The organism is Polymorphobacter sp. (assembly GCF_051860865.1).
Taxonomy (GTDB): Bacteria; Pseudomonadota; Alphaproteobacteria; order Sphingomonadales; family Sphingomonadaceae; genus Sandarakinorhabdus.
In genome coordinates this window covers 1-24,018 of sequence record NZ_JBIMKZ010000020.1, presented here as the reverse complement: position 1 = coordinate 24,018, position 24,018 = coordinate 1, and the positions used below count along the sequence as shown (strand labels likewise).

Below are 24,018 nucleotides of genomic sequence, written 5' to 3'. Positions count from 1 at the left end.
TCTTCTCATCCGCCATGGCAGCCACTAACCAGATGTCCGTGCCAGATACCGTGACCGCCTCTCCGATGATCGCCCAGTATCTGGTGCTGAAACGCGAGGCGGAACGCTGCCTGCTGTTTTTCCGCATGGGCGACTTTTACGAGCTGTTCTTCGACGATGCCAAGGCGGCGGCGGCAACGCTCGACATCACGCTGACGTCCCGCGGCGAGCATCAGGGCGAGCCGATCCCGATGTGCGGGGTGCCCGTGCATGCGGCCGAGGCCTATCTGGCCCGGCTGATCCGCGCCGGCCATCATGTGGCGGTGGCCGAGCAGATCGAGAGCCCGGCCGAGGCCCGCAAGCGGCCCGGCAAGTCGCTGGTGGCGCGCGCCATCACAAGGATCATCACGCCGGGCACGCTGACCGAGGAGACGCTGCTGGAAGCGCGCAGTGCCAACTGGCTGGCTGCGACCCATGCCGATGCGATTGCCTGGCTCGATCTTTCCACCGGCAGTTTTCACACCCGCGCCGGCAGCCCGGCCGAGCTGGCGGCCGAGCTGGCGCGGCTGGCACCGGCGGAGCTGCTGCATCCCGAGGACGAAGCCGCCCCCGCCGGCCATGCAGCGACGCCGCGCCCGGCGGCGGAATTCAGCCCGGCGCGCGGCGAGGCGGCGCTGAAAGCGTGGTTCGGTGTAGCGACGCTCGAGGGCTGGGGGCGGTTCAGCGCCGGGGAGCTGGGCGCGGCGGGGGCGCTGCTGGCCTATGTGAAGGCCACCGCGCGCGACGCGGCACCGCTGCTGAGCCCGCCGCGCCAGGAGCTGCCGGGCAGTACCATGGCGATCGACGCGGCGACGCGGGCCAGCCTTGAGCTGGCGCGCAAGGGGCGTGGGGGCGGTAGCCTCGAAGCGGTCGTCGACCGGGCGGTGACCGCGGCCGGCAGCCGGCTGCTCGGTGCCGACCTCGCCGCGCCGCTGACCGATGCGGCGGCGATCAATGCCCGGCTCGACCTGGTGGCGTGGTTCTGCAGCCATCCGCTGGCGCGGCCGCGCACAAGGCAGGCGCTGGCGCAGGCACCCGATCTGGCGCGGGCCTTGGCACGGCTGGCGATCGGGCGGTGGACGCCGCGCGACTTGGGCCAGATCCGCGACGGGCTGGCGCAGGCGCTGGCACTGAAGGCGCAGCTGGCGCCGGAGCCGCTGGCGCCGGCGCTGCTCGGCGAGACCCTGGGGCGGATCGGCGCGCATGGGGCGCTGCTGGGCGAACTTGCCGAGACGCTGGTCGACGCGCCGCCGCTGGAAGCGGCCGGCAGCATCCGGCCCGGCCATGACGCGGCGCTCGATGCGCTGAAGGCCACCGCGCGCGACGGGCGCGCGGCTGTCGCCGGGCTGGAGGCGCGGCTGCGCGGCGAGACCGGCATCGCCAGCCTGAAAGTCCGTCACAATGGCGTGCTCGGCTATCATATCGAGGTGCCGGCGCGGGCCGCCGATCCGCTGATGGCGGCTGACTCCGGGTTCATCCACCGCCAGACGCTCGCCGGGCAGGTGCGGTTCGGCAGCGTCGAGCTGTCCGGGCTGGCGGCGACGATCGCCCAGGCCGCCGACCATGCGCTGGCGGCCGAGGCCGCGCATCTCGAAGGGCTGCGCGAGGCGGTCCTGGCCGATAGCGCGGCGATCGGCGAGACCGCGCAGGCGCTGGCGCGGCTCGATGTCGCCGCCGGCTGGGCGGAGCTGGCCAGCACCGAGACCTGGGTGCGGCCCATCGTCGATTCGAGCATGGCCTTTGCGGTGCACGGGGGCCGGCATCCGGTGGTGGAGGCGGCGGTGCGGCGAGGCGGCGGGGCGTTCATCGCCAATGATTGCGACCTGTCGGCCGATGCCCGGCTGTGGCTGGTGACCGGGCCGAACATGGCGGGCAAATCGACCTTCCTGCGCCAGAATGCGCTGATCGCCGTGCTGGCCCAGGCCGGCAGCTTCGTGCCGGCGGCCGACGCCCATATCGGCATTGTCGACCGGCTCTACAGCCGGGTCGGCGCGTCCGACGACCTGGCGCAGGGGCGCAGCACCTTCATGGTCGAGATGGTAGAAACCGCGGCGATCCTGACCGGGGCGACGGCGCGCAGCCTGGTGATCCTCGACGAGGTGGGGCGCGGCACCAGCACCTATGACGGTCTTGCCATCGCCTGGGCGGTGCTGGAGGCGGTGCACGACGACCTTGGCTGCCGCTGCCTGTTCGCTACCCATTATCATGAGCTGACCGGGCTGAGGGAGAAGCTGCGCGGGCTGGCCAACGCCCATGTGCGGGTGCGCGAGTGGAAGGGCGAACTGATCTTCCTGCATCAGGTCGAGCCCGGCGCGGCCGACCGCAGCTATGGGCTGGCGGTAGCGCGGCTGGCCGGTGTGCCGGCGCCGGTGCTGGCGCGGGCGAAGAGCGTGCTGATGCGGCTGGAGGCGAACCGCGAGAAGACCGGCGGGCTGGCGGCAGGGCTGGCCGAGCTGCCGCTGTTCGCTGCCGCGCCGGCGTCAGAAGCCGATCCGCTGCGCGAGGCGCTGGCGCGGATCGACATCGATGCGACGACGCCGCGCGAGGCACTGGACCTGCTGGCCGAGCTTCAGGCACAGGCGGAGTTCAAACGGGGGGGAGAGCGATAGCATGGGCCTTGCGATGCCGCCGGCGCGACGCCGGATCTATGCCGTGCTGGTCGTGGTGCTGGTCGGGGCGATCGCGCTGGTCGGCTACCGGATTTTCAGCGCGCGGCAGAACGCCGGCAATCCGGCGCCGCCCCGGGTCACGGCGGCTGCCGATGTGCCGCCGCTGACGAGCACCATGGCGGTGCCGATTACCGTCGACCTCGACGTGCTCGAACGCCGGCTGGACCTTCGCATTCCCAAGGTGCTGACGACGATCGACAAGGTGGAAAAGGCCTGTGTGCCAGCGCAGCGGCTGACGCTGTGCCTGAAGCGTGATGAAGAGGGAAAGTGCAAGATCGGCCTCGACAAGGCGAAGATCACGCCCGACATCGCCTGCCGGATCGTCGGCGAGGTGCGGCGCGGGCCGGTCAAGCTCTCGGGCGACGGCAATGCGATGAAGCTGGTGATGCCGATCGAGGCTCAGATCCGCGCCAGCGACGCCAAGGACAAGCTGGCCGGCAAGACCGCCACCGCCGCCGCCGAGGTGCGCGCCGATATCCGGCTCGATCTCGATCCGCGCTGGCAGCCGCGCGCCAAGGTGACGATCGACTATGACTGGACCGAAAAGCCCGGCATTTCGCTGCTCGGCGCGCGGATCACCTTTGCCGGCAAGGCCGACCGGGCGCTGGAGCCGCATATCCGGGCGCTCGAAGGCAGCCTGCCGGCGGAGCTGGGCAAGTTCCACAGCCGCCGCATTCTCGAGAAGACCTGGGAGCAGGGTTTCGCCACCATCTCGCTCAACAAGCGCAACCCGCCGGTGTGGCTGAGGATCACGCCGCAGACGCTCCATGTCGACCCTTGGGTGATCAAGGACCGGAAGCTGACGCTGCCGCTGGCCGTCACGGCCTATACCGAGACCTTCATCGGCGACCGGCCCGAGCCGCGCCCGTCGACGCCGCTGCCGCCGCCGGGACCGGCGCTCGGCGCTCAGGGCGTGCGGATGAACTTGCCGATCACCGCCGATTACAAGGAACTGGAGCCGGTGCTGGCGCGCGCGCTTGGAAAGCTATCGAAGAAGGGACTGAAGCTGGCCGATTATGGGCGTGCCGATGTCAAATTCGGCGATGTGACACTCTATCCGACCACCGGGGGGCGGCTGGCCGTGGGCATGGAGATCGAGGCGCATTCGCCGCTGCGGCTGATCAATGCCAAGGGCGTGCTGTGGCTGACCGCGATCCCGCGCAACGATGCCGACAGCCAGAAAGTGCGCTTCACCGACCTGCAACTGGCCAGCCGGACCGACAGTCCCGGGTTCGAGTTCCTCGTCGCCATCTCGCAGGAGCCGGAGGTGCGGGCCGGGCTCGAGGCGGCGCTGGTCCAGGATTTTTCGAAGGACTACAACAAGCTGCTGGCTCGGATCGAGCCGCGGCTGGCGGCGCTGCCGATCGGCCGTGACTTCATCATCCGGGCCGTGCTCGACGAGATCCATAACGGCCAGGTGGCGGTGCTGGGCGAAGGTCTTTACATGCCAGTGCAAATCGCCGGGACGGCGACGCTGGAGCTGGCGCGTACACCCAATCCGTCGCCGCCGGTGAAATTGCCGCCCTCCCCGCCCGATCCGCCGCAATAAGACTGGACGTCAGGCCGGACGCTCGACCTCCCCGCCGACCGGCATGCGCTCGCGCGGATCGATCAGCGTGCCGTCCGGGGCGGCGGTGAAACTGGTCTGGCTCGGATAGGCAAATTCGACACCCAGCGCGGCAAAGCGCCGGACCAGCCCGACGCCGATGGCGTGGCGCGCCGCGACCATCACCTGGATTTCCGGAACATCGACAAAGAACACCAGCTCGAAATCGATCGACGAGGCGCCGAAGCCAGTGAAGACGGCGCGGTCGAAACGGGCATGGGGCACCGATTCGACCACCGCGCGGACCTCCTCGGGCAGTTGTTCCATCACCTCGGGCGGCGTCTGGTAGATGATGCCGAACAGCAGCACGATCCGACGCTCCTCGATGCGCTTCAAATTGCTGATTTGCTGGCCGAGCAGCTGGGTGTTGCCGACGACCAGCTGCTCGCCCGACAGAGCGCGGATACGCACGGTCTTGAGACCAATGGCTTCCACGGTGCCGGTCTGACCGCCGAACTGGATGGTCTCGCCGACCCGGAACGGTCGGTCGAACAGGATCGCCAGCGCCGCGAACAGATCGGAGAAGATGCCCTGGGCCGCCAGGCCGATGGCGATGCCGCCGACGCCGAGGCCGGCAACCAGCGCGGTGACATTGACCCCGAGATTGTCGAGGACGAGGATGGTGGCAAGAATCCAGACCGTGACATTGACCAGCACGCGGATGACGTTGATGGCGCTCTGGTAGCCGCCGGGGTCCTCGCTATGCTCGGCCCGGCGCTCGACCATGGCGAGAATGATCTCGCGCAGCCAGATGGCGCCCTGCACGGCGAAGCCGATGGTGAAGAAGAAATCGATCGCCGCACGCAGAGGCCCCGGTGGTGCAATAACATGCGCCACCACATAGGCGGCGAGTATGGCGATGAAGGGGGTGCGCGTCCGCCGGATGATGCGGCCGGCGAAGCCCTTCCAGGTGGTGACGTCGCCGCTGCCGCCAAGCGCCCTGACGATGCCCCAGCGGGCGCCGACGAAGATGAAATAGATGGCGACGGCGATGGCGACGGAGAGCAGGGCTTCCTCGCTGTCGTAGCGCAGCCAGTCGAAGGTATCGCGGGTCAGCAGTTCGACCTGGTCCGGCACCGACAGCTTGTCGTCTTTGGCCACCACCGTCCGGGCGCTGGCATCCGTGGCGGGCGACGCGGCCATCAGTTCGCCCCTTCGAGAACGGGCGCCAGCCAGTCAGGCCGGAGCAGCGTGGCCGGGGTGCCGTCACCGACGGTCAGCGCGGCGACACCCGCCTCCAGCCGCATGTGCGCCAGCGCCACGCCATTGGCGGCGCAAGCCGCGCCGAGCAGGCTGCCGACGACACGGCCGTCGGGATCGCGGAGCTGGCCATCGCCCAACTTGCCATCTCCCGGGGAACCATCGATTCGCAGCGGCACGATCATGCGGCGGACCTTGTCGCGATGGTGCATGCGCGCGGTGTTTTCCTGGCCGACATAGCAGCCCTTGGTGAAGCTGACGCCGTTGAGCAGCGCCGCCCCGGTCTCCAGCCAGAGCAGCCGGTCCTCGCCCAATTCGGCGGCCTCGGCGACGCCGAGCGCTGTGCGGTGGGCGCGCCACGCGTCGATTCCGTCCGGGGCGTCGCCGGGTGCGGCCAGCCAGCGGCTGCCGAGTGCCGCCAGCCGGGGGTCGGCAGGATGATCATGCCCGCCTTCCAGAGCAACGTGGACGGCGAGATCGGGGGCCGGGGCGATGGTGACCGCCTTGCGCATCCGGTAGAGGCCGAGGCGGCGGGCCAGCGCGTCGGCCTGGGCGATATCGACGTCGACGAGCACATCGCCGGCGGCGTCTTTGTGCAGCAGCATCGAGAACAGCAGCTTGCCCTGGGCGCTGAGCAGGCCGGCATAAAGCGGGTGTCCGGGCGCCAGCTGCATCACATCCTGGGTCAGCAGGCCTTGCAGGAAGGGGCGGGTGTCGGCACCATTGATCCGCAGCACGGCACGGTCGGGCAAGCAATAACGCGTCATGCGCCGACTTAACCGACAAAGCGCGCAATTGCCAAACTTGACTTTGCCTGCGCCGCCGCCCATAGCCGCCGCCTTGCAGCGTCCGGCCCTGGCCCTCCAGCCAGCCTTGGCGCGTCCACCGATATAGTCTCCGGAACCGAGTCATGGCCAAGCCGACAACCATCAAGATCAAGCTCGTGTCCACTGCCGACACCGGCTATTACTATGTCACCAAGAAGAACCCGCGGACGCAGACCGAGAAGCTGACCTTCCGGAAATATGATCCGATGGTGCGCAAGCACGTCGAGTTCAAGGAAGCCAAGATCAAGTAAGAATGCTGCGCGGCGCCACCGGCGCCCGCACGTCCAGGTCGTTTCGGTCGCAGGCGCGCGGCATGGCTTGGCAATATCCGTCGTGGCCCATATTGACCAGCGACAGCTTCTGTCTGGATCGATCCCGCCGCATGCGCCCGCCCTCCCCCGAACGAACCCGCGGCTCCGGTACGCCGGACGCCCAGTTGCTGGGGCTTCAGGCGCTCGCCCATATCGCTGCCGATGAAGAACTGGGCCCGCGTTTTCTCGCGCTGACCGGGCTGGATGCCGATGGGCTGCGCGCCGGGGCCAGCGACCCCGGTCTGCTGGCAGCGGTGCTCGAATTCCTTGCCGCGCATGAGGCGGATCTGGTGGCGGTCGCCGAGGCCCTTGAGGTCAGCCCGGCGACGCTTGCCGCCGCAGCCCGCCAACTGGCCGGACCGGAATGGGAATGAGCCGGCCGCTGATCATCTCGGACTGCGACGGCGTGCTGCTGGAATTCGCCGCCCCATTCACCACCTATCTGGCCGATGCGCATGCGATGACATTGCGGCTCGACAGCTATGCGCTGTCCGGCAACATCCGCGACGCGGCCGGCGAGGCGGTGCCGGCCTCGGCATTCCCGGCGCTGCTCGATGGCTTCTTCACCACCCATATGCCGCAGCAAACGCCGATCAGCGGGGCGGCCGAGGCGCTGGCGCAGCTGGCGCGCCGCTGTGATGTTGTGGTGCTGACCAACATCGCCGAGCATCATGCCCATACGCGGACCCGCGAGCTGGCGCGGATGGGGATGCCGTACCGGGTCATCGGCAATCATGGCCCCAAGGGCCCGCCGCTGGCCGCGCTGCTCGCCGAATATCAGCCATCCGCAGCCGTATTCATCGACGACCTGCCTCCGCACCACAGCTCGGTGGCGACCCTGACGCCGCATGTGCACCGGCTGCACATGGTCGCCGAAATCGAACTGCGCCACCTGATCCCCGATGCCGCCGACGCCCATGTCCGCATCGACCATTGGGCGCAGGCGCTGCCGCATATCGAATCGCTGCTTGGAGACCCCGCATGACCGACACGCCGACCCATCGCCTTGCCGAACTCGGCCACACGCTGCCGGCAGCCCCTGCCCCGGCGGCCAATTACGTGCCCTATGTGATCAGCGGCAATCTGCTTCATATCTCCGGCCAGATCAGCCAGGCGGCTGACGGCAGCCTGATCAAGGGCCGGCTCGGCGACGACGTCGATGTGGCCGCCGGCGCGGCTGCGGCGCAACGCTGCGCGCTCAGCCTGATCGCCCAGATGCAGGCGGCGCTCGGCGATCTCCGCCGGGTTTCGCGGATCGTCAAGCTCGGCTGCTTCGTCAATTCGGCACCAGGCTTCACCGACCAGCCGGAAGTGGCCAATGGCGCCTCGGACCTGATGGTCGCGGTGTTCGGTGATTCGGGGCGCCATGCCCGCTCGGCGGTCGGCGTGCCGGTGCTGCCGCGCGGCGTGGCGGTGGAGATCGATGCGATCATCGAGATCGGCTCCTGAGCCAGCCGGGCTTCTCCACCCGGATACTGGCGGCCGCCAGCGACCTCAGTGCGGCCGAATGGGACGGCTGCGCCGGGCTGTCCAACCCGTTCACCCGCCATGCCTTCATGGTGGCGCTGGAGAATTCCGGCTCGGCGACCGCCCGTACCGGCTGGCAGCCCGCGCATGTCGTCGTCGAGAACCGGGACGGCATCGCCGGCATCCTGCCGGCCTGGCTCAAGTCGCACAGCCAGGGCGAATATGTCTTCGACCATAACTGGGCCGATGCCTTCGAGCGGGCGGGCGGGCGCTATTATCCCAAGCTCCAGCTGAGCGTGCCGTTCACCCCGGCCAGCGGGCCCCGGCTGCTGGCGCGTAACGAGGCCGCCGCCGCCGCGCTGATCGAGGCGGCCGAGGGCATTACCGAGGCCAATACCCTGTCGTCTGCGCATGCCACTTTCCTGACGTCCGAGGACCGCGCGCGCTTTGCCGCGGCGGGCTGGCTGATGCGGTCGGGCGAGCAGTTTCACTGGTTCAATGACGGCTATGGGGCGTTCGGCGATTTTCTGGCAGCGCTGTCGTCGCCCAAGCGCAAGAATATTCGCAAGGAGCGCGCCCGGGCGGTCGAGGGGCTGGAGATCGTCCATCTGCGCGGCGCCGACATCCTCGAATCTCACTGGGATGCCTTTTGGGAATTCTATCAGAACACCGGCTACCGGAAATGGGGCCGGCCCTATCTGACCCGGCCGTTCTTCTCCGAGGTGGGGCGTACGATGGGCGACCAGGTGCTGCTGATGCTGGCGCTGCGCCACGGCCGGCCGATCGCCGGGGCGCTCAACTTCATCGGCGGCGACTGCCTCTATGGGCGCTATTGGGGCTGCACCGAGGAGGTGCCGTTCCTGCACTTCGAGCTTTGCTATTATCAGGCGATCGACTGGGCCATCGCGCACCGGCTGCCCCGCGTCGAGGCCGGCGCCCAGGGGCCGCACAAGCTGGCGCGCGGCTACCGGGCGGTGGAGACGATTTCGGCGCACTATATCCCCAACGCCAGCTTCCGCGACGCGGTGGGCGACTTCGTCAAACGCGAGGCGGCGATGGTCGCGGCCGACATCGAGGCGCTCGACATGGCGACTCCGTTCAGGAAATCAGTTACATGACTGCGATGCTTCGAACCCTTGCCGAACGCCTCGCCCGGGGCCGTGTGTTGCAGCGGCGGCTGCCCAACGGCACGCCCCTACTCGTGTCACCGGACAGCCAGCTCAAATATCTGAAACGCCGTTTCGATACCGACCTTACCGAACTCGCGCGCACGATGGTCTTGCCGGGCATGGCGGTCTGGGATGTCGGGGCCAACTGCGGTGTTTTCGCCTTTTCCTGTAGCCACGCCCGGCAGGTCGTTGCGGTCGAGGCCGACCCATTTCTCGCCAATCTGCTGCTCCGGTCAGTGACATTAAACGGCAGCGACGTCGACATTGTTGCCGCTGCGGTTGCCGAGTCCAGCGGGCTGGCGACGCTGGCGATCGCCACGCGTGGTCGCGCCTCCAACCACCTTCTCGGCCATGGACATTCGCAGACCGGCGGCACCCGCGCGCACCTGACCGTGCCAACCTTGACGCTAGACACCTTGCTCGACCGGTTCGGGCCGCCCGACCTGATCAAGCTTGATGTCGAGGGGCTGGAAGCCGCGACGCTGCGGGGGGCGCCGCGCCTGCTGAAAGAGGCCCGGCCCCGCTTCTATCTGGAGCTGGGGCCATCGGTGGAAGCCGAATGCACGGCGCTGCTGACCTCCGCACGCTATCGGCTGACACGCGCCGCCGAAATGAACTGGCTGGCGGAACCGATCTAGCGACGCTGTTCAGCCACCGCTCACGCAGGAAAGGTAATGATGTAGACATGCGCACGATGCTGCCTTTTCTCCTGCTTTCTGCCTCCCCTGTCATGGGCGAGCCGGTCATCCATAGTCTATCGCCTGAGCAAAGGGCTGCCGCGATCGACGGGGCCTCGCGACAACCGGAGCATGACACGCGGATTACCGCCCGAGCGCCCGAGGATGCGGCGACCGACCGGCGAATGCACGGCGAGGTGGGCTTTACCGTCGGCACCAACGGCACGCGCGGGGTTTTTGGCAGCACGATGCTGCCGCTCGGGGACAATGGCGCGGTAGCGTTGAGCTTTAGCACCGGCCGTTCCAATTTCGGCGGCTATGGGATGGGTGGCTACGACGATTATGGTTTCGGCGGGACGGGGCTCTATGGGCCTGGTCGATCGATGACCGGACGTGGGCTTTGGGGCCCGGACTATTGGCCGCGATAGGGCCGTCTCAGACTTCCATATTGTCGATCAGCCGGGTCTTGCCGACGACGCCGGCGGCCATCAGCCGGGCGCCCGGCGCCGGGGCGGCGAGGGTGGCCAATGTCTCGCCATCGACCAGTTCGAAATAATCGACACGCGCAAAGCCGGCGCGGGCCAGCGCCAGCGATCCTTCAGCGAGGACGGCGGCCAGCGGCTCGCCAGTGTGCAGCTGGGTGCGCGCATCAACGAGCGCCTTGGGGAGCGCCAGCGCCCGGGCACGGTCGGCCGGTGCGAGGTAGAGGTTGCGCGATGACAGGGCGAGGCCATCGGCATCGCGGACGATCGGCGCGCCGATGATCTCGGTGCCGAGATCAAGGTCGGCGGCCATGCGCTTGACGATGGCGAGCTGCTGCCAGTCCTTCTCGCCGAAGATGGCGAAATCGGCGCGCGCCGCCGCCAGCAACTTGGTGACAACGGTGGCAACCCCATCGAAATGGCCCGGTCGCACGGCGCCGCACAGCACATCGGGCAGGCCGCCGACGCGGACGAAGCTGGCAAAGCCGGACGGGTACATGGCGGCGAGATCGGGCGCATAGAGCAGCGAGCAGCCAGCAGCCGCGAGCTTGGCGGCGTCGCCGGCTTCGTCGCGGGGGTAACGCGAGAGGTCCTCGCCCGGGGCGAACTGGCGCGGATTGACGAAGATCGAGGCGGTGACGATGTCGGCACGGGCGAGGCCCTCGGCGACAAGCGCCAGATGGCCGGCGTGTAGCGCGCCCATGGTCGGCACGAAGGCGACACGCTTGCCGTCCCGCCGCCAGGCTTCCACGGCCGCCGTCAGTGCCGCCGGTGTACGCACGATCTGCATTCGGTTCCCCTGCCTCCGATGGCTCCGCTTGTTCTTGTGCGCGCCTCTGTGCCAAAGCAGCCATGCACGCAAGCTTGGAAGCAGGGGGACAGGGCCAGCATGAACGCGGAAAGGCCGAACAGGGCGGGCGCCGTTCACGTCATCGCGCTCGGCAACGAGAAGGGCGGCACCGGCAAGTCCACCACCGCCGTCCATATCGGCGTGGCGCTGGCCCATGCCGGTTTCCGTGTGGCGATGCTCGATCTCGATTCCCGCCAGCGGACCACGGCGCGTTATCTCGAAAATCGCGCCGCCTATGCCGCCCAGAAGGGGCTGGTGCTGCCGACACCGGACCATATCACCATCGCCGAGGGACCGCAGGCCGAGGCCCAGTTGGCGCTGCGGCTACAGCAGGCGGCGACCATCGATTTCCTGATCATCGACACGCCGGGGCGGGATTCGCCGCTGACCCGGGCGGCGCTGGCCCGCGCCGACACCATCGTCACGCCGATCAACGACAGCTTTCTCGACTTCGACCTGATCGGCGATGTCGACCCCGAGACCTTCGCCGTGCGCAAGCCGGGCTTTTATTCGGCGCTGATCTGGGAGCTTCGACAGGCCCGCGCCCGGCATGACGGCGGGCGGGTCGACTGGGTGGTGGTCCGCAACCGGCTGTCGACACTGGAGGCGCGCAACATGAAGCGCGTCGGCGCGGCGCTGCAGGCCTTGTCGGGGCGGGTCGGCTTCCGGCACCTGCCCGGCCTGTCCGAACGCGTCATCTACCGCGAATTCTTTCCGCGCGGGCTGACATTGCTCGACCGGTCGGCACTGGAGGACTTCAGTATCAGCCATGTCGGCGCCCGCGCCGAGCTGCGGGCGTTGATCGCCGGGCTCAACCTGCCGGGCTGGACCGGCCAGAGCCTCGCCGCCTGATGGCGCTGCTGTTCCTGCTCGGTGCCTTTGCGCTGTGGTGGGTATGGCCGCGCCAGAAGAAGCCCGGACGCGCCGTCGACACGGCGCTGGCCGCTGCCCATGAGCGGCTCGGGCTGGCGCCCGGGGCCGATGCCGTGCGGATCGAACAGGCGTTCCGCGAGCGGATTCGCACGGCCCATCCGGATGCCGGCGGCTCGGCGCGGGAAAGCCGGGAATTGACCGAGGCGCGCGACCGGCTGCTTGCCAGCCTCGCGCGCAAGGGCCACTGATTGCGCCTGTCTTTGCGGAGCTTTGCCATGAGTCACGTCTTCCATCCCACCGCCCTGCGCGAATATGACATTCGCGGGATTGTCGGCACCACCATCGGCGTCGACGATGCCCGTGCCATCGGCCGCAGCTTCGGTACCGTGATCGCCCGCAGCGGCGGCCGCTCGGTGGCGGTGGGCCGGGATGGGCGGACCTCCTCGGCGGCGCTCGAGGCGGCGCTGGTCGAGGGGCTGAACGCCGCCGGGGTCGATGCCGTGCGCGTCGGGTTGGGGCCGACGCCGATGCTCTATTATGCCGTGTACGAGCTGGCCTGTGACGGCGGCATCATGGTCACCGGCAGTCATAACCCGCCGGACTGGAACGGCTTCAAGATGATGCTCGCCGCGCGGCCGTTCTTCGGCGCCGATATTCGCGGGCTCGGTGCGCTGGCCGAGGCGGGAGACTGGACGAGCGGCACCGGCACCGCCACGCAGGTCGAGATCATGGACCGCTATGTCGACCGGCTGCTCAAGGACTTCAGCCCGCCGCCGTTCACCATCGCCTGGGATTGCGGCAACGGCGTCGCCGGGCCGGTGGTCGAGCGGCTGGTCAAGCGGCTGCCGGGCACCCACCATGTGCTGTTTGCGGAGGTCGACGGCAGCTTCCCGAACCATCATCCGGACCCGACCGACGAGCGCAACCTCGCCGACCTCAAGCGCGTGGTCGCCGAGAAGGGCTGCGATTTCGGCCTGGCCTTCGATGGCGACGCCGACCGGCTGGGCGCGATCGATGGCGAGGGCCGGGTGGTCTGGGGCGACCAGCTGCTCGCCATCCTCGCAGAGCCGGTGTTGAAGGCGCTGCCCGGCGCGGCGATCATCGCCGACGTCAAGGCCAGCCAGGCGCTGTTCGACCGGATCGCGGCGCTGGGCGGAGAGCCGGTGATGTGGAAGACGGGGCACAGCCTGATCAAGGCGCACATGAAGGAGATCGGCAGCCCGCTGGCCGGCGAGATGAGCGGCCATATCTTCTTCGGCCATGACTGGTACGGCTTCGACGACGGCATTTACGCCGCGATCCGGCTGATCGGCGCGGTGGCCGAGATGGGCGGCTCGCTGACAGTTCTCAAATCCGCGATGCCGGTGATGGTCAACACGCCGGAACTGCGTTTCCAGGCTTCGGAGACGCGCAAGTTCGCCGTGGTCGAGGAAGTGCTGGCGCGGCTGAAGGCGGCCGGCGCAACGGTCAATGAGACCGACGGCGCGCGAGTGATTCGCCCCGACGGCTGGTGGCTGCTGCGCGCGTCCAACACCCAGGACGCCCTGGTGGCGCGGGTTGAGGCGAAGGACGAGGACGCGCTGATTCGGCTGCGCGCCGAGCTGGAAGGCGAGCTGGCGACGAGCGGGATTGGCACGACGCTGATGGGCCACTGACCGGTTCACTGGGTGGCGAGGGGGTCATGTTGCACTGCAACATTTCCCTATTGCAAACATGGCCGGGTTTGACTATGGTGCAGCGCACAACGATCCAAGATACGGAGCGGATGCGTGGCAGTGAAGTCTCAAACCCCGGCGGCAGGCGCCCGGCGCAAGCCCGGGCCGAAGCCTGGCGCCAAGGCCAGCCGGCCTGCGGCCATGACGGCGGCGAAGCCCAAGGCTGAGACCGTTTCGGCATCGCCGGCGAAGACGCCGGCGCCGACAAAGCCTGTCGCGGCCAAGCCAATTGCCGCCAAGCCAGAGGCCGCTGCCAAACCTGCGACGCCCCCCGCCGCCAAGCCGGCTACCCCGAAGCCGGCGACCCCGGCGGCGGCCAAGCCCGCTGCGCCCGCTGTACCGAAGCTGGTAGCGCCAGCCCCCAAGCCGGTCGACGTGCCGGTGCTGCAGCCGGTCATCAATCCCGTCATGCCCGCGGCCGTGCCCCGCGTCACGCTGAAGTCAGTCCCCACCCCACAAGTCCCGCAAATGAAGGAAAATGTCATGGCTACCGCCTTTGAAACCACCCAGGAAACCGTCAAGAACACCGTTCACCAGCTCAACACCAGCGCCGAAGCGGCGATGGAGAGCAGCAAGGCCGCGATGGAGCAGGTCGCTGCCAAGTCGCGCGAAGCCGTTGAAGTCAGCATGAAGACCATCGACGAAATGACCGACATGGCCCGTGGCAATGTCGAGGCGATGCTCGCCGCCGCTCGTGCTGCCAGCACCGGCATCGAAGCCGTTGCCGCGCACATCTCCGATGTGTCGCGCAAGAGCTTCGAGGAAGCCAGCACCGTCGCCAAGTCGTTCGCCGCCGCCAAGACCCCTAACGAGCTGATGCAGCTCCAGTCGGACTATGCCAAGGCCCAGTTCGACAGCGCCGTTTCGGAAATGTCGAAGATGACCGAAATGATGATGAAGATCAGCGGCGAAGTGTTCGAGCCGATGCAGAACCGCATCGCGCTGGCCACCGACAAGATGAAGACGATCCTTACCACCAAGTAAGCATCGCCAATCGAGTGGGAGGGGTGGTCGCAGCCATGCGGCCGCCCCTTTTCTCATCGCGCCACAGGCCGTATATAGGCGTCATGACCTGGTCGCGAGACCGGGACCCCCTTTTGAGCGATATGGTCCTGCAAACGATGACGAGCCTATTATCAGGAGCCGGGACGCGCGCCGCCAACGACCGACCCGACGAGCCCGGCGACGGCACCGGCAATGGTACCGGCGTCGGGGTCGCCACCCGCACCCGCACGCGCACGCAGAAGCCCTCGCTCTACAAGGTGCTGATGCTCAACGACGACTATACCCCCATGGAGTTTGTCGTCCTGACCCTGCAGCGCTTCTTCAAGATGACCATCGAGGACGCCACCCGCGTCATGCTCCATGTCCATCAGCGCGGCGTCGGCGTCTGCGGCATCTTCACCTATGAAGTGGCCGAGACCAAGGTCAACCAGGTCATCGACTTCGCCCGCGAGCACCAGCATCCGCTGCAATGCACGATGGAAAAGGAATGAGTTCAGCCAGGTGCTGACCAGCTTCGGGCGGCCGATCCACGCCGTCGTCATCGGCGCCTCGGGCGGCATCGGCGCCGCGCTGGCCGACCAGCTCGCCACCGATTCGGGCGTCGCCCTGCTCACCCGGCTCAGCCGCCCGGTGCTCGACCTGGAAGACCCGGCCAGCATCGCCGCCGCTGCCGCCGCGCTGCCGGCCGCCCCTGACCTTGTGATCTGCGCCACCGGGCTGCTCCATGCCGCCGATCTACGCCCCGAACGCGCGCTGAAGGAACTCGACGCCAGCCAGCTGGCGCGCAGCTTCGCCGTCAATGCCATCGGCCCGACCCTTGTCGCCCAGGCGATGCTGCCGCTGATGCCGCGCGACGGCCGCAGCGTCTTCGCTGCCCTCTCGGCCCGCGTCGGCTCGATCTCGGACAATCGTATCGGCGGCTGGCACGGCTACCGCGCCGCCAAGGCCGCGCTCAACCAGCTGATCCGCACCATTGCCATCGAGCACGCCCGCCGGAGCCCGGATGCCGTGGTCATCGGCCTCCACCCGGGCACGGTCGACACCGGCCTCTCGAAGCCGTTCCAGCGCAGCGCCCGGACGCTGTTCACCCCCGATGAATCGGCCGCCCATCTGCTGGCGGTCATCGACAGCCGGACGGCCGAGCATAGTGGGCGGGTGTTCGATTGGCAGGGGCTGGAGATAGCACCTTAGGGCCTCCGGCGGCTGGGGCCTTGGCCCCAGACCCCATCAAGGAGTCCAGGCCCGATTTGCGGAGTCCGGGGGCTAAGCCCCCGGCCGCCGGAGGCTTACCGAATGAAGTCCGCCCACACCCCATCCGGCTGCCAGATCCCGGTCATCGCCGCCCGCGCCTCGGCCTCGTCCATGCCGAGCACGTCGCGGCGGTAGCGATAGAGGAAGGCCGACACGCGCATGTTGAGAATACAGTGGACGTGGACGGTCTGTCCGGCCGTATCGGCCATGGCGGCGCAGAAACGGGTGAAATGATTGTCGTCGGGGGCATCGAAGGGGACGGGGATATGGATATAGGCGATGCCCAGCGCGCCCAGGCTGGCGGCTTCGTCGGGCAGCGCCCGCTCATGGCTATGCAGGCCGAGGTTGATCACCGTCTCGACGCCTAGGGCCTTGAGATCGGCAAGCTGGGGCTCGGTCGGCTGGCCGGAGGTGGTCAGCCGCGCGTCGAGGCGGCGCCAGGCATGGATATCGACGGGGTCGGTCATCGGGCCCTCCGATAGGCATCCAGCGCGCGGGCGCGGGCGAACTCATGGTTGACGATTGGTGGCGGATAGCCGCGGGCCCCGCCATTTTCCCAGGGCGCGTGGATGGCCTTGTCGGACAGGGCACGAAGCTCGGGCACCCAGTGCCGGATATAAGGAGCGGCATCGAATTTGGCGCTCTGGCCAACGGGCGCGAAGACGCGATTGAACGGCGAGGAGTCGACGCCCGAGCCCATCACCCATTGCCAACCGAGCGAATTGGCGGCGAGATCGGCGTCGACCAGGCAATCCCAGAACCAGCGCTCGCCGTGGCGCCAGTCGATGAGCAGATGCTTGACCAGGAAGGAGGCGGTGATCATCCGCACCCGATTGTGCATCCAGCCGGTCGCCCAGAGCTGGCGCATGCCGGCGTCGACGATAGGATAGCCGGTGCGGCCCTGCTGCCAGGCGCGCAGCGACTCGGGATCATCGCGGAACGGGAAGCGGGAGAACAGGTCGCGGCCGGGCACCTCGCCGTGATCGGGGAACTGGTCGAGGATATTGGCGGCGAAATCACGCCAGCCGAGTTCGCGCAGATAGGGCTCGGCGGCGTTATGGGTGGCAACGGCGTGCCAGACAGTGCGGACCGAAATCTCGCCCATCGCGAGATGCGGGGAAAGGCGGGAGGTGCCCTCTTCCGATGGCAGGTTGCGGGCTTCGTCGTAAGCCGGCACGTCGTCCTCGAAGGCTTCGAGGCGGGCCAAGGCGCCGGCCTCTCCGGGGGTCCATATCCGGAATCCGCTCGCCCAGTCGGGACGCGTCGGCAGCAGGGCCCAGTCGTCCAGCCGGTCGCTGGCAACGCCATCAACAAAGGTCATGGTTTCGGGCGCCGGTTCGGGCCGGGGCGGCGGCATCTGCTCGCGCAGCCGGCGCCACCAGGGGGTGAAGATGCGGTAACGGCCGCCGGTCCCGGTGCGGACGCTGTCAGGCCGCGCGAGCAGCGCCCCGTCATGAACATGAAGGAGGCATCGCTTCGCCACGGCCTCTTCATCGGCCCTCGCCCAGCGCTCGACATGGCCGAGGCAATGGACGGCGCCGGCGCCGATCTCGGCGGCCACCGCCGGCACGATCCCGGCGCAGCGGCCGCGCCGCAGCACCAGCCCGCCGCCCCGTGCGCACAGGTCGGCATCGAGGCTGACCAGCGAATGGTGCAGCCACCAGCGCTGCGCCGCGCCCATCGCCCAGCCCTGGTCCCAGCCGGCCGGAAGGGAGGCATCGACGGCGGGTGTCTCGTCATCGAGGACATACAGCGCCACCACGGGCCCGGCCGCCGTGGCGGCGCGCACAGCCGCCTGGTCGGCAAGTCTCAGGTCACGGCGGAACCATATCAATTGCGGCGCTGGCATGGGCCATTCCTAGCCGCTATGGGCAGCGGAATCCTCGATGAAATGAGCGTCCCGATGCCGCAGCATGCCTATGTCGATGGCCAGTATATGGCGATCCGCGATGCCACCGTCCCGATCGAGGACCGCGGGCTGCAATTCGCCGATTCGATCTACGAGGTCTGCGCGGTGCTGAATGGCCGGCTGCTCGACTGGCCGGCGCATCTGCAGCGGATGCGGCGCAACCTGTCGGCGCTGTTCATTCCGCTGTCGCACAGCGATGCGGCGCTCGGCCAGATCGCGCGGCGGTTGATCGCCGGCAGCCGTGCCACCGACGGCCTGCTCTATATCCAGGTCAGCCGCGGCAGTGCGCGGCGGGACCATGGTTTTCCCGGCGTTGTCCACCCGCGGCTGATGATGACGATGCGGCGCTTCGATTTTCACCAGCGGGCCGGCCAGCAGGCGCGCGGTGTCAGCGTGATGAGCATACCGGACCAGCGCTGGGGGCGGGTCGACATCAAGACGACCAACCTGCTCGCCAATGTGCTGGCCAAGCAGGACGCGCGCGCCGCCGGGCATTTCGAGGCCTGGTTCGTCGCCGAGGACGGCACGGTGCGCGAGGGCGGCAGCACCAATGCCTGGATCGTGCGCGGCGGCACGCTGCACACCCATCCGCTCAGCGCCCATATCCTGCCCGGCATCGCGCGGGACAGCCTGATCCGCCTGGCGCGCGCTGCCCAGATCCCGGTCGTCGAAGCACCGTTCAGCCTCGACGACGCGAAGGGCGCCGATGAAGCGCTGTTGACCAGCACCACGGCGCCCCTGCTTCCGGTCGTGTCCATCGATGGCCAGCCGGTGGGCAATGGTACGCCCGGCCCGGTGGCGGCGCGGCTGGCCAGCCTGGTCGCCGATGAAATCCATCGGCAGACCGGCTGGCGCAGTCGCTAGCGCCTAGAGCTGGCCGCCGGCACCGCCGCCGCGACGCTCACGCCAGCGCTTGAGGCGCTCGCCCCTCTCGCCCTGCATCCGATCCTGCATCTTGTCGCGCAGCTGCCGCGCTTCGGTGACAAAGGCCTTGCGATCAGCCACCGACAGCTTGGTGAAGGCGTTGAGCATCGCCGTCTGGCGCCGCTCATGGCTTGTGGCGGCGAGCGTCCGCTCCTCGTCCATCGCGCGCTTCAGCGCCGCCGTGTCGAGCCGATCGGCTTCGAGCAAGGTCAGCATCCGGTCGCGCGCGGCCTTCACGGCCGTACGGTCATTGCCCTGACGGCTGGCCTGCATCGCTTCACGCATGGTGGCGCGACCGGCTTCCGACAGGCTGGAGAACATGCGCCCTCCCATCTTGCCCCGCATCTGGCCTTGCGCCTTGCCGGCCTCGGGGGAGGCCGTGGTTGCTGCCGGGGGGGGCGTCTGCGCCAGCACGGGGCTGGCAACGATCAGCAGACCAAAGGTCGCTGCACGCATCAGCTTGCTCATATCAAATCTTCCTCATCAGCGGTCGGCGTGAAAATCATGGCAAAGTCATCCATCGACTCTGCCTGCCCGCTGGCCGACCCCAGCGAAACCTCGGTTGAAACTGTCTGTTGCTGCGGACCCTGCACCGGCCCCTGCACCGGCACCGTCAGCAGCAACGCCGCCACGACACTGGCCGCGATCGCGCCGCCGCCGAGCCAGCTACGCTTTACCCAGCCCCGGGCCCTCGGCTGCACAGCCGGGGCCGGGATCAGCGCTTCGGCATCGAAGCGCCGCGCCGGTACATCACCGGCCCAGCCCTGCAGCAGGGCATCGAGCCGCCGCGCCTCGTCGAGCGCCACCGCGACTTCGGCATCGGTGGCGGCCAGGGCCAGCACCGCCGAGCGGGCATCCGCCGGCCAGCGCGCCGCGTCCGCGCCATAGGCGGAAATCAGGGCAAGGGCCTCAGCGCGGTTCACGGTCATAGATCCTTCTCGTTGATCATCGGGGCCAACAGGCTCTTGAGTTCCATACGGGCGCGGCCCAGCAATCCCTCGACGGCCTTGGGCGTCGTCTCCAGCGCGACGGCGATCTCGGCCATGGTCAGGCCGTCACCATGGAACATCGCCAGCGCCGCGCGCTGCCGCGGTGCCAGCGTCTCCATCGCTGCTGCCAGCCGGGTGCGCATGTCGCCGGCGATCGCGTCTTCCTCGGGGCCGGGGTCGGGGCTCGCCATCTCGGCCACCGTGTCGATCGCCTGCATCGGCCGGGTGGCGCGCTTGCGATCGAGGCAGAGGTTCACCACCATCCGCCGGTACCAGGCCGACACCGATCCGCGCGACGCGTCGAACCGCTCGGCCATCGTCCACAGTCTTGACAGCGCCACCTGCACCACATCCTCGGCGGCGGCGCGGTCCCCCAGCGTCCGGTCGGCGAGCCGCAGCCCGGGCCCCTCCAGCGCGCGCACCAGTTCGGCAAAGGCGGCGCGGTCGCCGTGCTGGACGCGGAGCATCAGCCCGGCGAGCAGATCGGGCACCATCAGCGAGGGTACGGGTTGCACAGTCACTCTCCCCCTACGTGGGCGGGCGGGTATTTCCCCCTCTGCCCCGGCCTATCGCTGCATCGCCTGCCACTGCGCGATCAGCCCGGCGGCATGGCGGCGGGCCAGCAGCACCGGCTCGGCATAGCCACCGCCCAGCGTCACCGCCAGCGGGATACCATGGCGCCGGGCTGCCTCGGCGACCATCACATCGCGGGCCACCAGCCCGGCATCGCTGAGCGCCAGCCGCCCCAGCCGGTCATCGGCATGGACGTCGACGCCGGCCTGGAACAGCATCAGCTGCGGCTGGTGGTAGCCGATCAGGCCCGCCAGTTCGGCGGCCAGCCGTTCGAGATAAACGTCGTCGGACGTGCCGTCCGGCAGGCCGACATCGCGGAACGAACGGGCCTTGCGAGCCGGATAATTGCGCTCGGCGTGCATCGAAAAGGTCAGTACATCACTGCGGCCGGCGAAGATCACGGCGGTCCCGTCGCCTTGATGAACATCGAGGTCGACGATCAGGATACGCGCGACCCGGCGCTGGCGGACCAGCGCCTCGGCCGCCACCGCAATATCGTTGATGACGCAATAGCCGGCACCGCCCTGTGGACCCGCATGGTGGCTGCCGCCGGCGCCGTTCGCTGCCCAGCCATGTTCGAGGGCCCAGAGCGCCGCGCCATGGGTGCCGCCCGCAACCAGCAGCGAGCGGGCCGCGACGGCGGGGGTGACGGCAAAGCCGATCCGGCGCTCGATGGCGGCCGGCACATCGGCGGCGATGACGGCGGCGGCATAGTCGGGCGCGTGCACGGCCTCGACCCAGTCCTGCGGCGCCGGCTCCGGGTCGAGGCGCAGGACAGACTGGCCGAGTGCCTCGATCGCGCCCGGCAGCGCGGTATATTTGTTCATCGGCACCGGATGGCCGTCGGCCAGCCGCACGGCATAGCCCGGGGCATGGAACAGCGGCAGCCGCGCCGGGCCGGGCGTCACCCCAGCGCCCGGCTCGCCATTTCCAGCACGTCGCGGCTGACGCCGGGGGCGGCGACGATGCGTTGCAGTTGCGCGCACATCAGCGCCTGCCGCGCCGCATTGAACCGCCGCCAGCGGCCGAGCGGCACGGTCAGCCGCGCCGCCGATTGCGGGTTGATCCGGTCGACGGCGAGCAGTTGCTCGGTCAGCAGCGCATAGCCGCTGCCATCGGCGGCATGGAAATGCTTCTGGTTGGCGGCAAACGCCCCGACCAGCGACCGCAGCCGGTTGGGGTTGGCAATGGTGAAATCCGGGTGGCGCAGCAGCTGTTCGACCTGCGCCAGCGTGTCGTCGCGGGTTGCCAGCGCCTGCACGGTAAACCATTTGTCGATGACATCATGGTTGCCGGCAAAGCGCGCATGGAAGTCCGCCAGCGCCTCGTCGCGCGCCGCGCTGTCGGTGTTGATCAGCGCCGTCAGCGCCCCCAGCCGGTCGGTCATCGTCGGCGCGGTACGATATTGTTCGGCCGCGGCCAGGATCGCATCGTCGGAGCCCGCGGTGACGAGATAGCCGAGCGCCACATTGGCCAGCCGCCGCGCGCCCTTGGCCTCGGGGGTCAATGCCGCGCCCTGGCCGCCATGGCGGCGCCACAGCGTCCACCATTGCGGCTCGAGCGCGCTGGCGATGGCCGCCCGCGCCGCCTCGCGCCGGCGATGGATCGCCTCCACCGCCACCACCGGCGCCTGGTCGCCGATAAAGGCTTCGCTCGGCAGCAGCACCGCCTCGGCGACAAAGGCCGGATCGAGCCCGCCCTTCTCGCCGGCTGCCAGCGTCGCCCCCACCGCCGCTACCAGTTCGTCCGGCGCGTCGTCGGTGGCCAGCACGTCGAGCGCCAGCCGCTGCATCGCTTCCCAGCGCGCGAACGGATCGTCATCGGCACCGGCGAGGAAGGCCAGCTCGTCACGCGCCGCCTGCGCCTCGACGATGACGGGCGCCGAGAAGCCACGGTTGAGCGACAGCAGCACCGGCTCGTCCAGCCCCTCGAACACCACCCGCGTCTCGCGGTCCTTCAGCTCCACCAGCCGCTCGGCACCAATCCGCTTGCTGCTCTGGCGACCGATCAGCGCCAGCCGGAACGGGATGTGCATCAGCGGCCGGTCACCGCCCTCCCCCAGCCGCTGGGTCAGCGCCACGGTCAGCTGGCGCCCGGCCCGCGCCACATGCACGGCAACGCGCGGCGTGCCGGCCTGATCATACCAGCGGCGGAACTGCGTCAGGTCCCGGCCGTTGGCGTCTTCCATCGCCGCCAGCCAGTCCTCGCAGGTCACCGCCTGGCCGTCATGCCGCTGGAAATACAGGTCGGCGCCCTTGCGGTAGCCGGCCGGACCGAGCAGCGTATGCAGCATGCGGATGACCTCAGCGCCCTTGTTGTAGATCGTCGAGGTGTAGAAATTGGCGATCTCGGCATAGTGATCGGGCCGGATCGGGTGGGCCAGCGGCCCGGCGTCCTCGGGGAACTGCACGGCGCGCAGAGAGCGGACATCGTCGATCCGCCGCACCGCCGCCGATCCCTGATCTGCCGAGAACTGCTGGTCCCGGAACACGGTCAGCCCCTCCTTGAGGCTGAGCTGGAACCAGTCCCGGCAGGTGACACGGTTGCCGGTCCAATTGTGGAAATACTCGTGCGCCACCACCGCCGCCACCGCGTCGAAATCGGCATCGGTCGCCGTCTCGGCATCGGCGAGGACATATTTGGAGTTAAAGATATTGAGCCCCTTATTCTCCATCGCACCGGCGTTGAAATCCGCCACCGCCACGATGTTGAACTCGTCGAGATCATATTCGAGGCCATAGGCCTGCTCGTCCCAGGCCATGCTGGCTTTCAGCGCCGCCATCGCATGGGCCGAGCGCGGCACATCGGCCGCCGCGGTCCAGATCGCCAGCGCCACCTCGCGGCCCGAGGCGGTAACGAAGACATCGCGCCGCGCGCTGAGATCGCCGGCAACCAGCGCGAACAGATAGCAGGGCTTCGGCCAGGGATCATGCCAGGTAACGCTCAGCCGCCCATCGGGAAGCGCCTCGCTGACGCCGCGATCGCCGTTGGAGAGCAGCACCGGATAGCGTGCCGCATCGGCATTCAACGTCACCGTGTAGGTCGACAGCACGTCGGGCCGGTCCGGAAACCAGGTGATGGCGCGGAAGCCTTCGGCCTCGCACTGGGTCACCAGCCGGCCCTCGCTGGCATAAAGCCCCATCAGCCGCGTGTTGGCGGCCGGGCGAACCAGTACCTCGCTCTCGATCACCGCCTCGTCACCGGCGATCGGCAGCGTCAGCCGGTCGCCGTCGGGCCGGATGTTCTGACGCTCGCCATTGACCTCGACCCAGCGCGACTCGAGCCGGCTGCCATCGAGCACCAGCGGCCGGTCGTGCACGCCGTTGCGGCGGACGTGGAGCCGGGCACGCACCACCGTGACCGGGGCATCGAGATCGAAAACCAGCGCCACGTCCGGGATCAGCCAGTCGGGCGGCCGATAGTCGGCGAGCCGTACCAGGTCGAGCGTCTGAACCGTGTCGGGGGCGTCCATCATTGATCCATCCTGCCCAATCCTGTGGTCC

The 24,018-nt window shown here is 68.8% G+C and carries 26 protein-coding genes; 16 read left to right on the top strand and 10 right to left on the bottom strand.

The window, feature by feature from the left end:
- The first annotated feature begins 32 nt into the window (after positions 1–32).
- Both mutS and ACTIFJ_RS05640 read left to right on the top strand, forming a co-directional pair.
- Complete coding sequence (gene mutS, locus ACTIFJ_RS05645) at positions 33–2,627, top strand: DNA mismatch repair protein MutS (protein ID WP_439533118.1); 2,595 nt, start codon at positions 33–35, stop codon at positions 2,625–2,627.
- Position 2,628: 1 nt separating this feature from the next.
- The gene (locus ACTIFJ_RS05640) at positions 2,629–4,236 is read left to right on the top strand and encodes a DUF4403 family protein (protein WP_439533117.1); all 1,608 of its coding nucleotides are present in this window, start codon (positions 2,629–2,631) and stop codon (positions 4,234–4,236) included.
- 9 nt (positions 4,237–4,245) lie between these two features.
- Here the strand turns inward: ACTIFJ_RS05640 and ACTIFJ_RS05635 are convergent, their stop codons facing one another.
- Together ACTIFJ_RS05635 and ygfZ are read right to left on the bottom strand one after the other, a co-directional pair.
- Positions 4,246–5,436, bottom strand: a complete 1,191-nt coding sequence (locus ACTIFJ_RS05635; RefSeq protein WP_439533116.1) for a mechanosensitive ion channel family protein — start codon at positions 5,434–5,436, stop codon at positions 4,246–4,248.
- Positions 5,436–6,260, bottom strand: coding sequence for a CAF17-like 4Fe-4S cluster assembly/insertion protein YgfZ (gene ygfZ, locus ACTIFJ_RS05630; RefSeq protein ID WP_439533115.1), 825 nt, complete (start codon positions 6,258–6,260; stop codon positions 5,436–5,438). The genes ACTIFJ_RS05635 and ygfZ overlap by 1 nt, the downstream gene beginning before the upstream one ends.
- A 143-nt stretch (positions 6,261–6,403) precedes the next feature.
- On the opposite strand from ygfZ, the gene rpmG reads away from it, so the two are divergent.
- The 7 genes from rpmG to ACTIFJ_RS05595 all read left to right on the top strand — a co-directional run bounded on the left by rpmG (position 6,404) and on the right by ACTIFJ_RS05595 (position 10,372).
- A complete protein-coding gene (gene rpmG / locus ACTIFJ_RS05625; RefSeq protein ID WP_439533114.1) occupies positions 6,404–6,571 on the top strand; it encodes a 50S ribosomal protein L33 in 168 nt (55 codons plus the stop codon).
- 92 nt (positions 6,572–6,663) lie between these two features.
- The gene (locus ACTIFJ_RS05620; protein ID WP_439533113.1) at positions 6,664–7,005 is read left to right on the top strand and encodes a DUF3572 domain-containing protein; all 342 of its coding nucleotides are present in this window, start codon (positions 6,664–6,666) and stop codon (positions 7,003–7,005) included.
- The gene (locus tag ACTIFJ_RS05615) at positions 6,996–7,616 is read left to right on the top strand and encodes an HAD family hydrolase (protein WP_439533112.1); all 621 of its coding nucleotides are present in this window, start codon (positions 6,996–6,998) and stop codon (positions 7,614–7,616) included. Before ACTIFJ_RS05620 ends, ACTIFJ_RS05615 begins: the two co-directional genes overlap by 10 nt.
- Positions 7,613–8,080 carry a RidA family protein gene (locus ACTIFJ_RS05610; protein WP_439533111.1) on the top strand — a complete coding sequence of 156 codons (468 nt, stop codon included), beginning with the start codon at positions 7,613–7,615 and terminating at the stop codon, positions 8,078–8,080. Before ACTIFJ_RS05615 ends, ACTIFJ_RS05610 begins: the two co-directional genes overlap by 4 nt.
- The gene (locus tag ACTIFJ_RS05605; RefSeq protein ID WP_439533138.1) at positions 8,077–9,216 is read left to right on the top strand and encodes a GNAT family N-acetyltransferase; all 1,140 of its coding nucleotides are present in this window, start codon (positions 8,077–8,079) and stop codon (positions 9,214–9,216) included. The genes ACTIFJ_RS05610 and ACTIFJ_RS05605 overlap by 4 nt, the downstream gene beginning before the upstream one ends.
- The gene (locus ACTIFJ_RS05600) at positions 9,213–9,905 is read left to right on the top strand and encodes an FkbM family methyltransferase (protein ID WP_439533110.1); all 693 of its coding nucleotides are present in this window, start codon (positions 9,213–9,215) and stop codon (positions 9,903–9,905) included. Before ACTIFJ_RS05605 ends, ACTIFJ_RS05600 begins: the two co-directional genes overlap by 4 nt.
- Before the next feature lie 47 nt (positions 9,906–9,952).
- On the top strand, positions 9,953–10,372 hold the full coding sequence (locus ACTIFJ_RS05595) for a hypothetical protein (protein WP_439533109.1): 420 nt from the start codon (positions 9,953–9,955) through the stop codon (positions 10,370–10,372).
- Between the two features lie 7 nt (positions 10,373–10,379).
- Here the strand turns inward: ACTIFJ_RS05595 and panC are convergent, their stop codons facing one another.
- The gene (gene panC / locus ACTIFJ_RS05590; protein ID WP_439533108.1) at positions 10,380–11,216 is read right to left on the bottom strand and encodes a pantoate--beta-alanine ligase; all 837 of its coding nucleotides are present in this window, start codon (positions 11,214–11,216) and stop codon (positions 10,380–10,382) included.
- 99 nt (positions 11,217–11,315) lie between these two features.
- Here panC and ACTIFJ_RS05585 point away from each other — a divergent pair, with 99 nt between their 5' ends.
- The 6 genes from ACTIFJ_RS05585 to ACTIFJ_RS05560 all read left to right on the top strand — a co-directional run bounded on the left by ACTIFJ_RS05585 (position 11,316) and on the right by ACTIFJ_RS05560 (position 16,060).
- Positions 11,316–12,128: a division plane positioning ATPase MipZ gene (locus ACTIFJ_RS05585; RefSeq protein ID WP_439533107.1), complete on the top strand. Its 813-nt coding sequence runs from the start codon at positions 11,316–11,318 to the stop codon at positions 12,126–12,128.
- Positions 12,128–12,397 (top strand): J domain-containing protein, encoded by a 270-nt coding sequence (locus tag ACTIFJ_RS05580; protein ID WP_439533106.1) that lies wholly within the window; start codon positions 12,128–12,130, stop codon positions 12,395–12,397. The genes ACTIFJ_RS05585 and ACTIFJ_RS05580 overlap by 1 nt, the downstream gene beginning before the upstream one ends.
- Positions 12,398–12,424: 27 nt before the next feature.
- Positions 12,425–13,804 carry a phosphoglucomutase/phosphomannomutase PgmG gene (pgmG, locus tag ACTIFJ_RS05575; protein ID WP_439533105.1) on the top strand — a complete coding sequence of 460 codons (1,380 nt, stop codon included), beginning with the start codon at positions 12,425–12,427 and terminating at the stop codon, positions 13,802–13,804.
- A 114-nt stretch (positions 13,805–13,918) separates the two neighbouring features.
- A complete protein-coding gene (phaP, locus tag ACTIFJ_RS05570) occupies positions 13,919–14,848 on the top strand; it encodes a TIGR01841 family phasin (protein ID WP_439533104.1) in 930 nt (309 codons plus the stop codon).
- Positions 14,849–14,985: 137 nt separating this feature from the next.
- The gene (gene clpS / locus ACTIFJ_RS05565) at positions 14,986–15,360 is read left to right on the top strand and encodes an ATP-dependent Clp protease adapter ClpS (protein ID WP_439533137.1); all 375 of its coding nucleotides are present in this window, start codon (positions 14,986–14,988) and stop codon (positions 15,358–15,360) included.
- 10 nt (positions 15,361–15,370) lie between these two features.
- The gene (locus ACTIFJ_RS05560) at positions 15,371–16,060 is read left to right on the top strand and encodes an SDR family NAD(P)-dependent oxidoreductase (RefSeq protein ID WP_439533103.1); all 690 of its coding nucleotides are present in this window, start codon (positions 15,371–15,373) and stop codon (positions 16,058–16,060) included.
- 95 nt (positions 16,061–16,155) lie between these two features.
- Here ACTIFJ_RS05560 and ACTIFJ_RS05555 read toward each other — a convergent pair whose 3' ends face one another.
- Together ACTIFJ_RS05555 and ACTIFJ_RS05550 are read right to left on the bottom strand one after the other, a co-directional pair.
- The gene (locus ACTIFJ_RS05555; protein ID WP_439533102.1) at positions 16,156–16,587 is read right to left on the bottom strand and encodes a protein tyrosine phosphatase family protein; all 432 of its coding nucleotides are present in this window, start codon (positions 16,585–16,587) and stop codon (positions 16,156–16,158) included.
- Positions 16,584–17,969: a cryptochrome/photolyase family protein gene (locus tag ACTIFJ_RS05550; RefSeq protein ID WP_439533101.1), complete on the bottom strand. Its 1,386-nt coding sequence runs from the start codon at positions 17,967–17,969 to the stop codon at positions 16,584–16,586. Before ACTIFJ_RS05550 ends, ACTIFJ_RS05555 begins: the two co-directional genes overlap by 4 nt.
- A 42-nt stretch (positions 17,970–18,011) precedes the next feature.
- Here ACTIFJ_RS05550 and ACTIFJ_RS05545 point away from each other — a divergent pair, with 42 nt between their 5' ends.
- A complete protein-coding gene (locus ACTIFJ_RS05545) occupies positions 18,012–18,893 on the top strand; it encodes an aminotransferase class IV (protein WP_439533100.1) in 882 nt (293 codons plus the stop codon).
- Positions 18,894–18,896: 3 nt separating this feature from the next.
- Here ACTIFJ_RS05545 and ACTIFJ_RS05540 read toward each other — a convergent pair whose 3' ends face one another.
- The 5 genes from ACTIFJ_RS05540 to pepN are packed head-to-tail and all read right to left on the bottom strand — an operon-like array spanning position 18,897 to position 23,990.
- Positions 18,897–19,421 carry a periplasmic heavy metal sensor gene (locus tag ACTIFJ_RS05540; RefSeq protein WP_439533099.1) on the bottom strand — a complete coding sequence of 175 codons (525 nt, stop codon included), beginning with the start codon at positions 19,419–19,421 and terminating at the stop codon, positions 18,897–18,899.
- Positions 19,418–19,876, bottom strand: a complete 459-nt coding sequence (locus ACTIFJ_RS05535) for a hypothetical protein (protein WP_439533098.1) — start codon at positions 19,874–19,876, stop codon at positions 19,418–19,420. Before ACTIFJ_RS05535 ends, ACTIFJ_RS05540 begins: the two co-directional genes overlap by 4 nt.
- 2 nt (positions 19,877–19,878) lie before the next feature.
- Complete coding sequence (locus ACTIFJ_RS05530; RefSeq protein ID WP_439533097.1) at positions 19,879–20,463, bottom strand: RNA polymerase sigma factor; 585 nt, start codon at positions 20,461–20,463, stop codon at positions 19,879–19,881.
- 45 nt (positions 20,464–20,508) lie between these two features.
- On the bottom strand, positions 20,509–21,423 hold the full coding sequence (locus ACTIFJ_RS05525) for a histone deacetylase family protein (protein ID WP_439533096.1): 915 nt from the start codon (positions 21,421–21,423) through the stop codon (positions 20,509–20,511).
- Complete coding sequence (gene pepN / locus ACTIFJ_RS05520; RefSeq protein ID WP_439533095.1) at positions 21,420–23,990, bottom strand: aminopeptidase N; 2,571 nt, start codon at positions 23,988–23,990, stop codon at positions 21,420–21,422. Before pepN ends, ACTIFJ_RS05525 begins: the two co-directional genes overlap by 4 nt.
- Positions 23,991–24,018 lie beyond the last annotated feature (28 nt).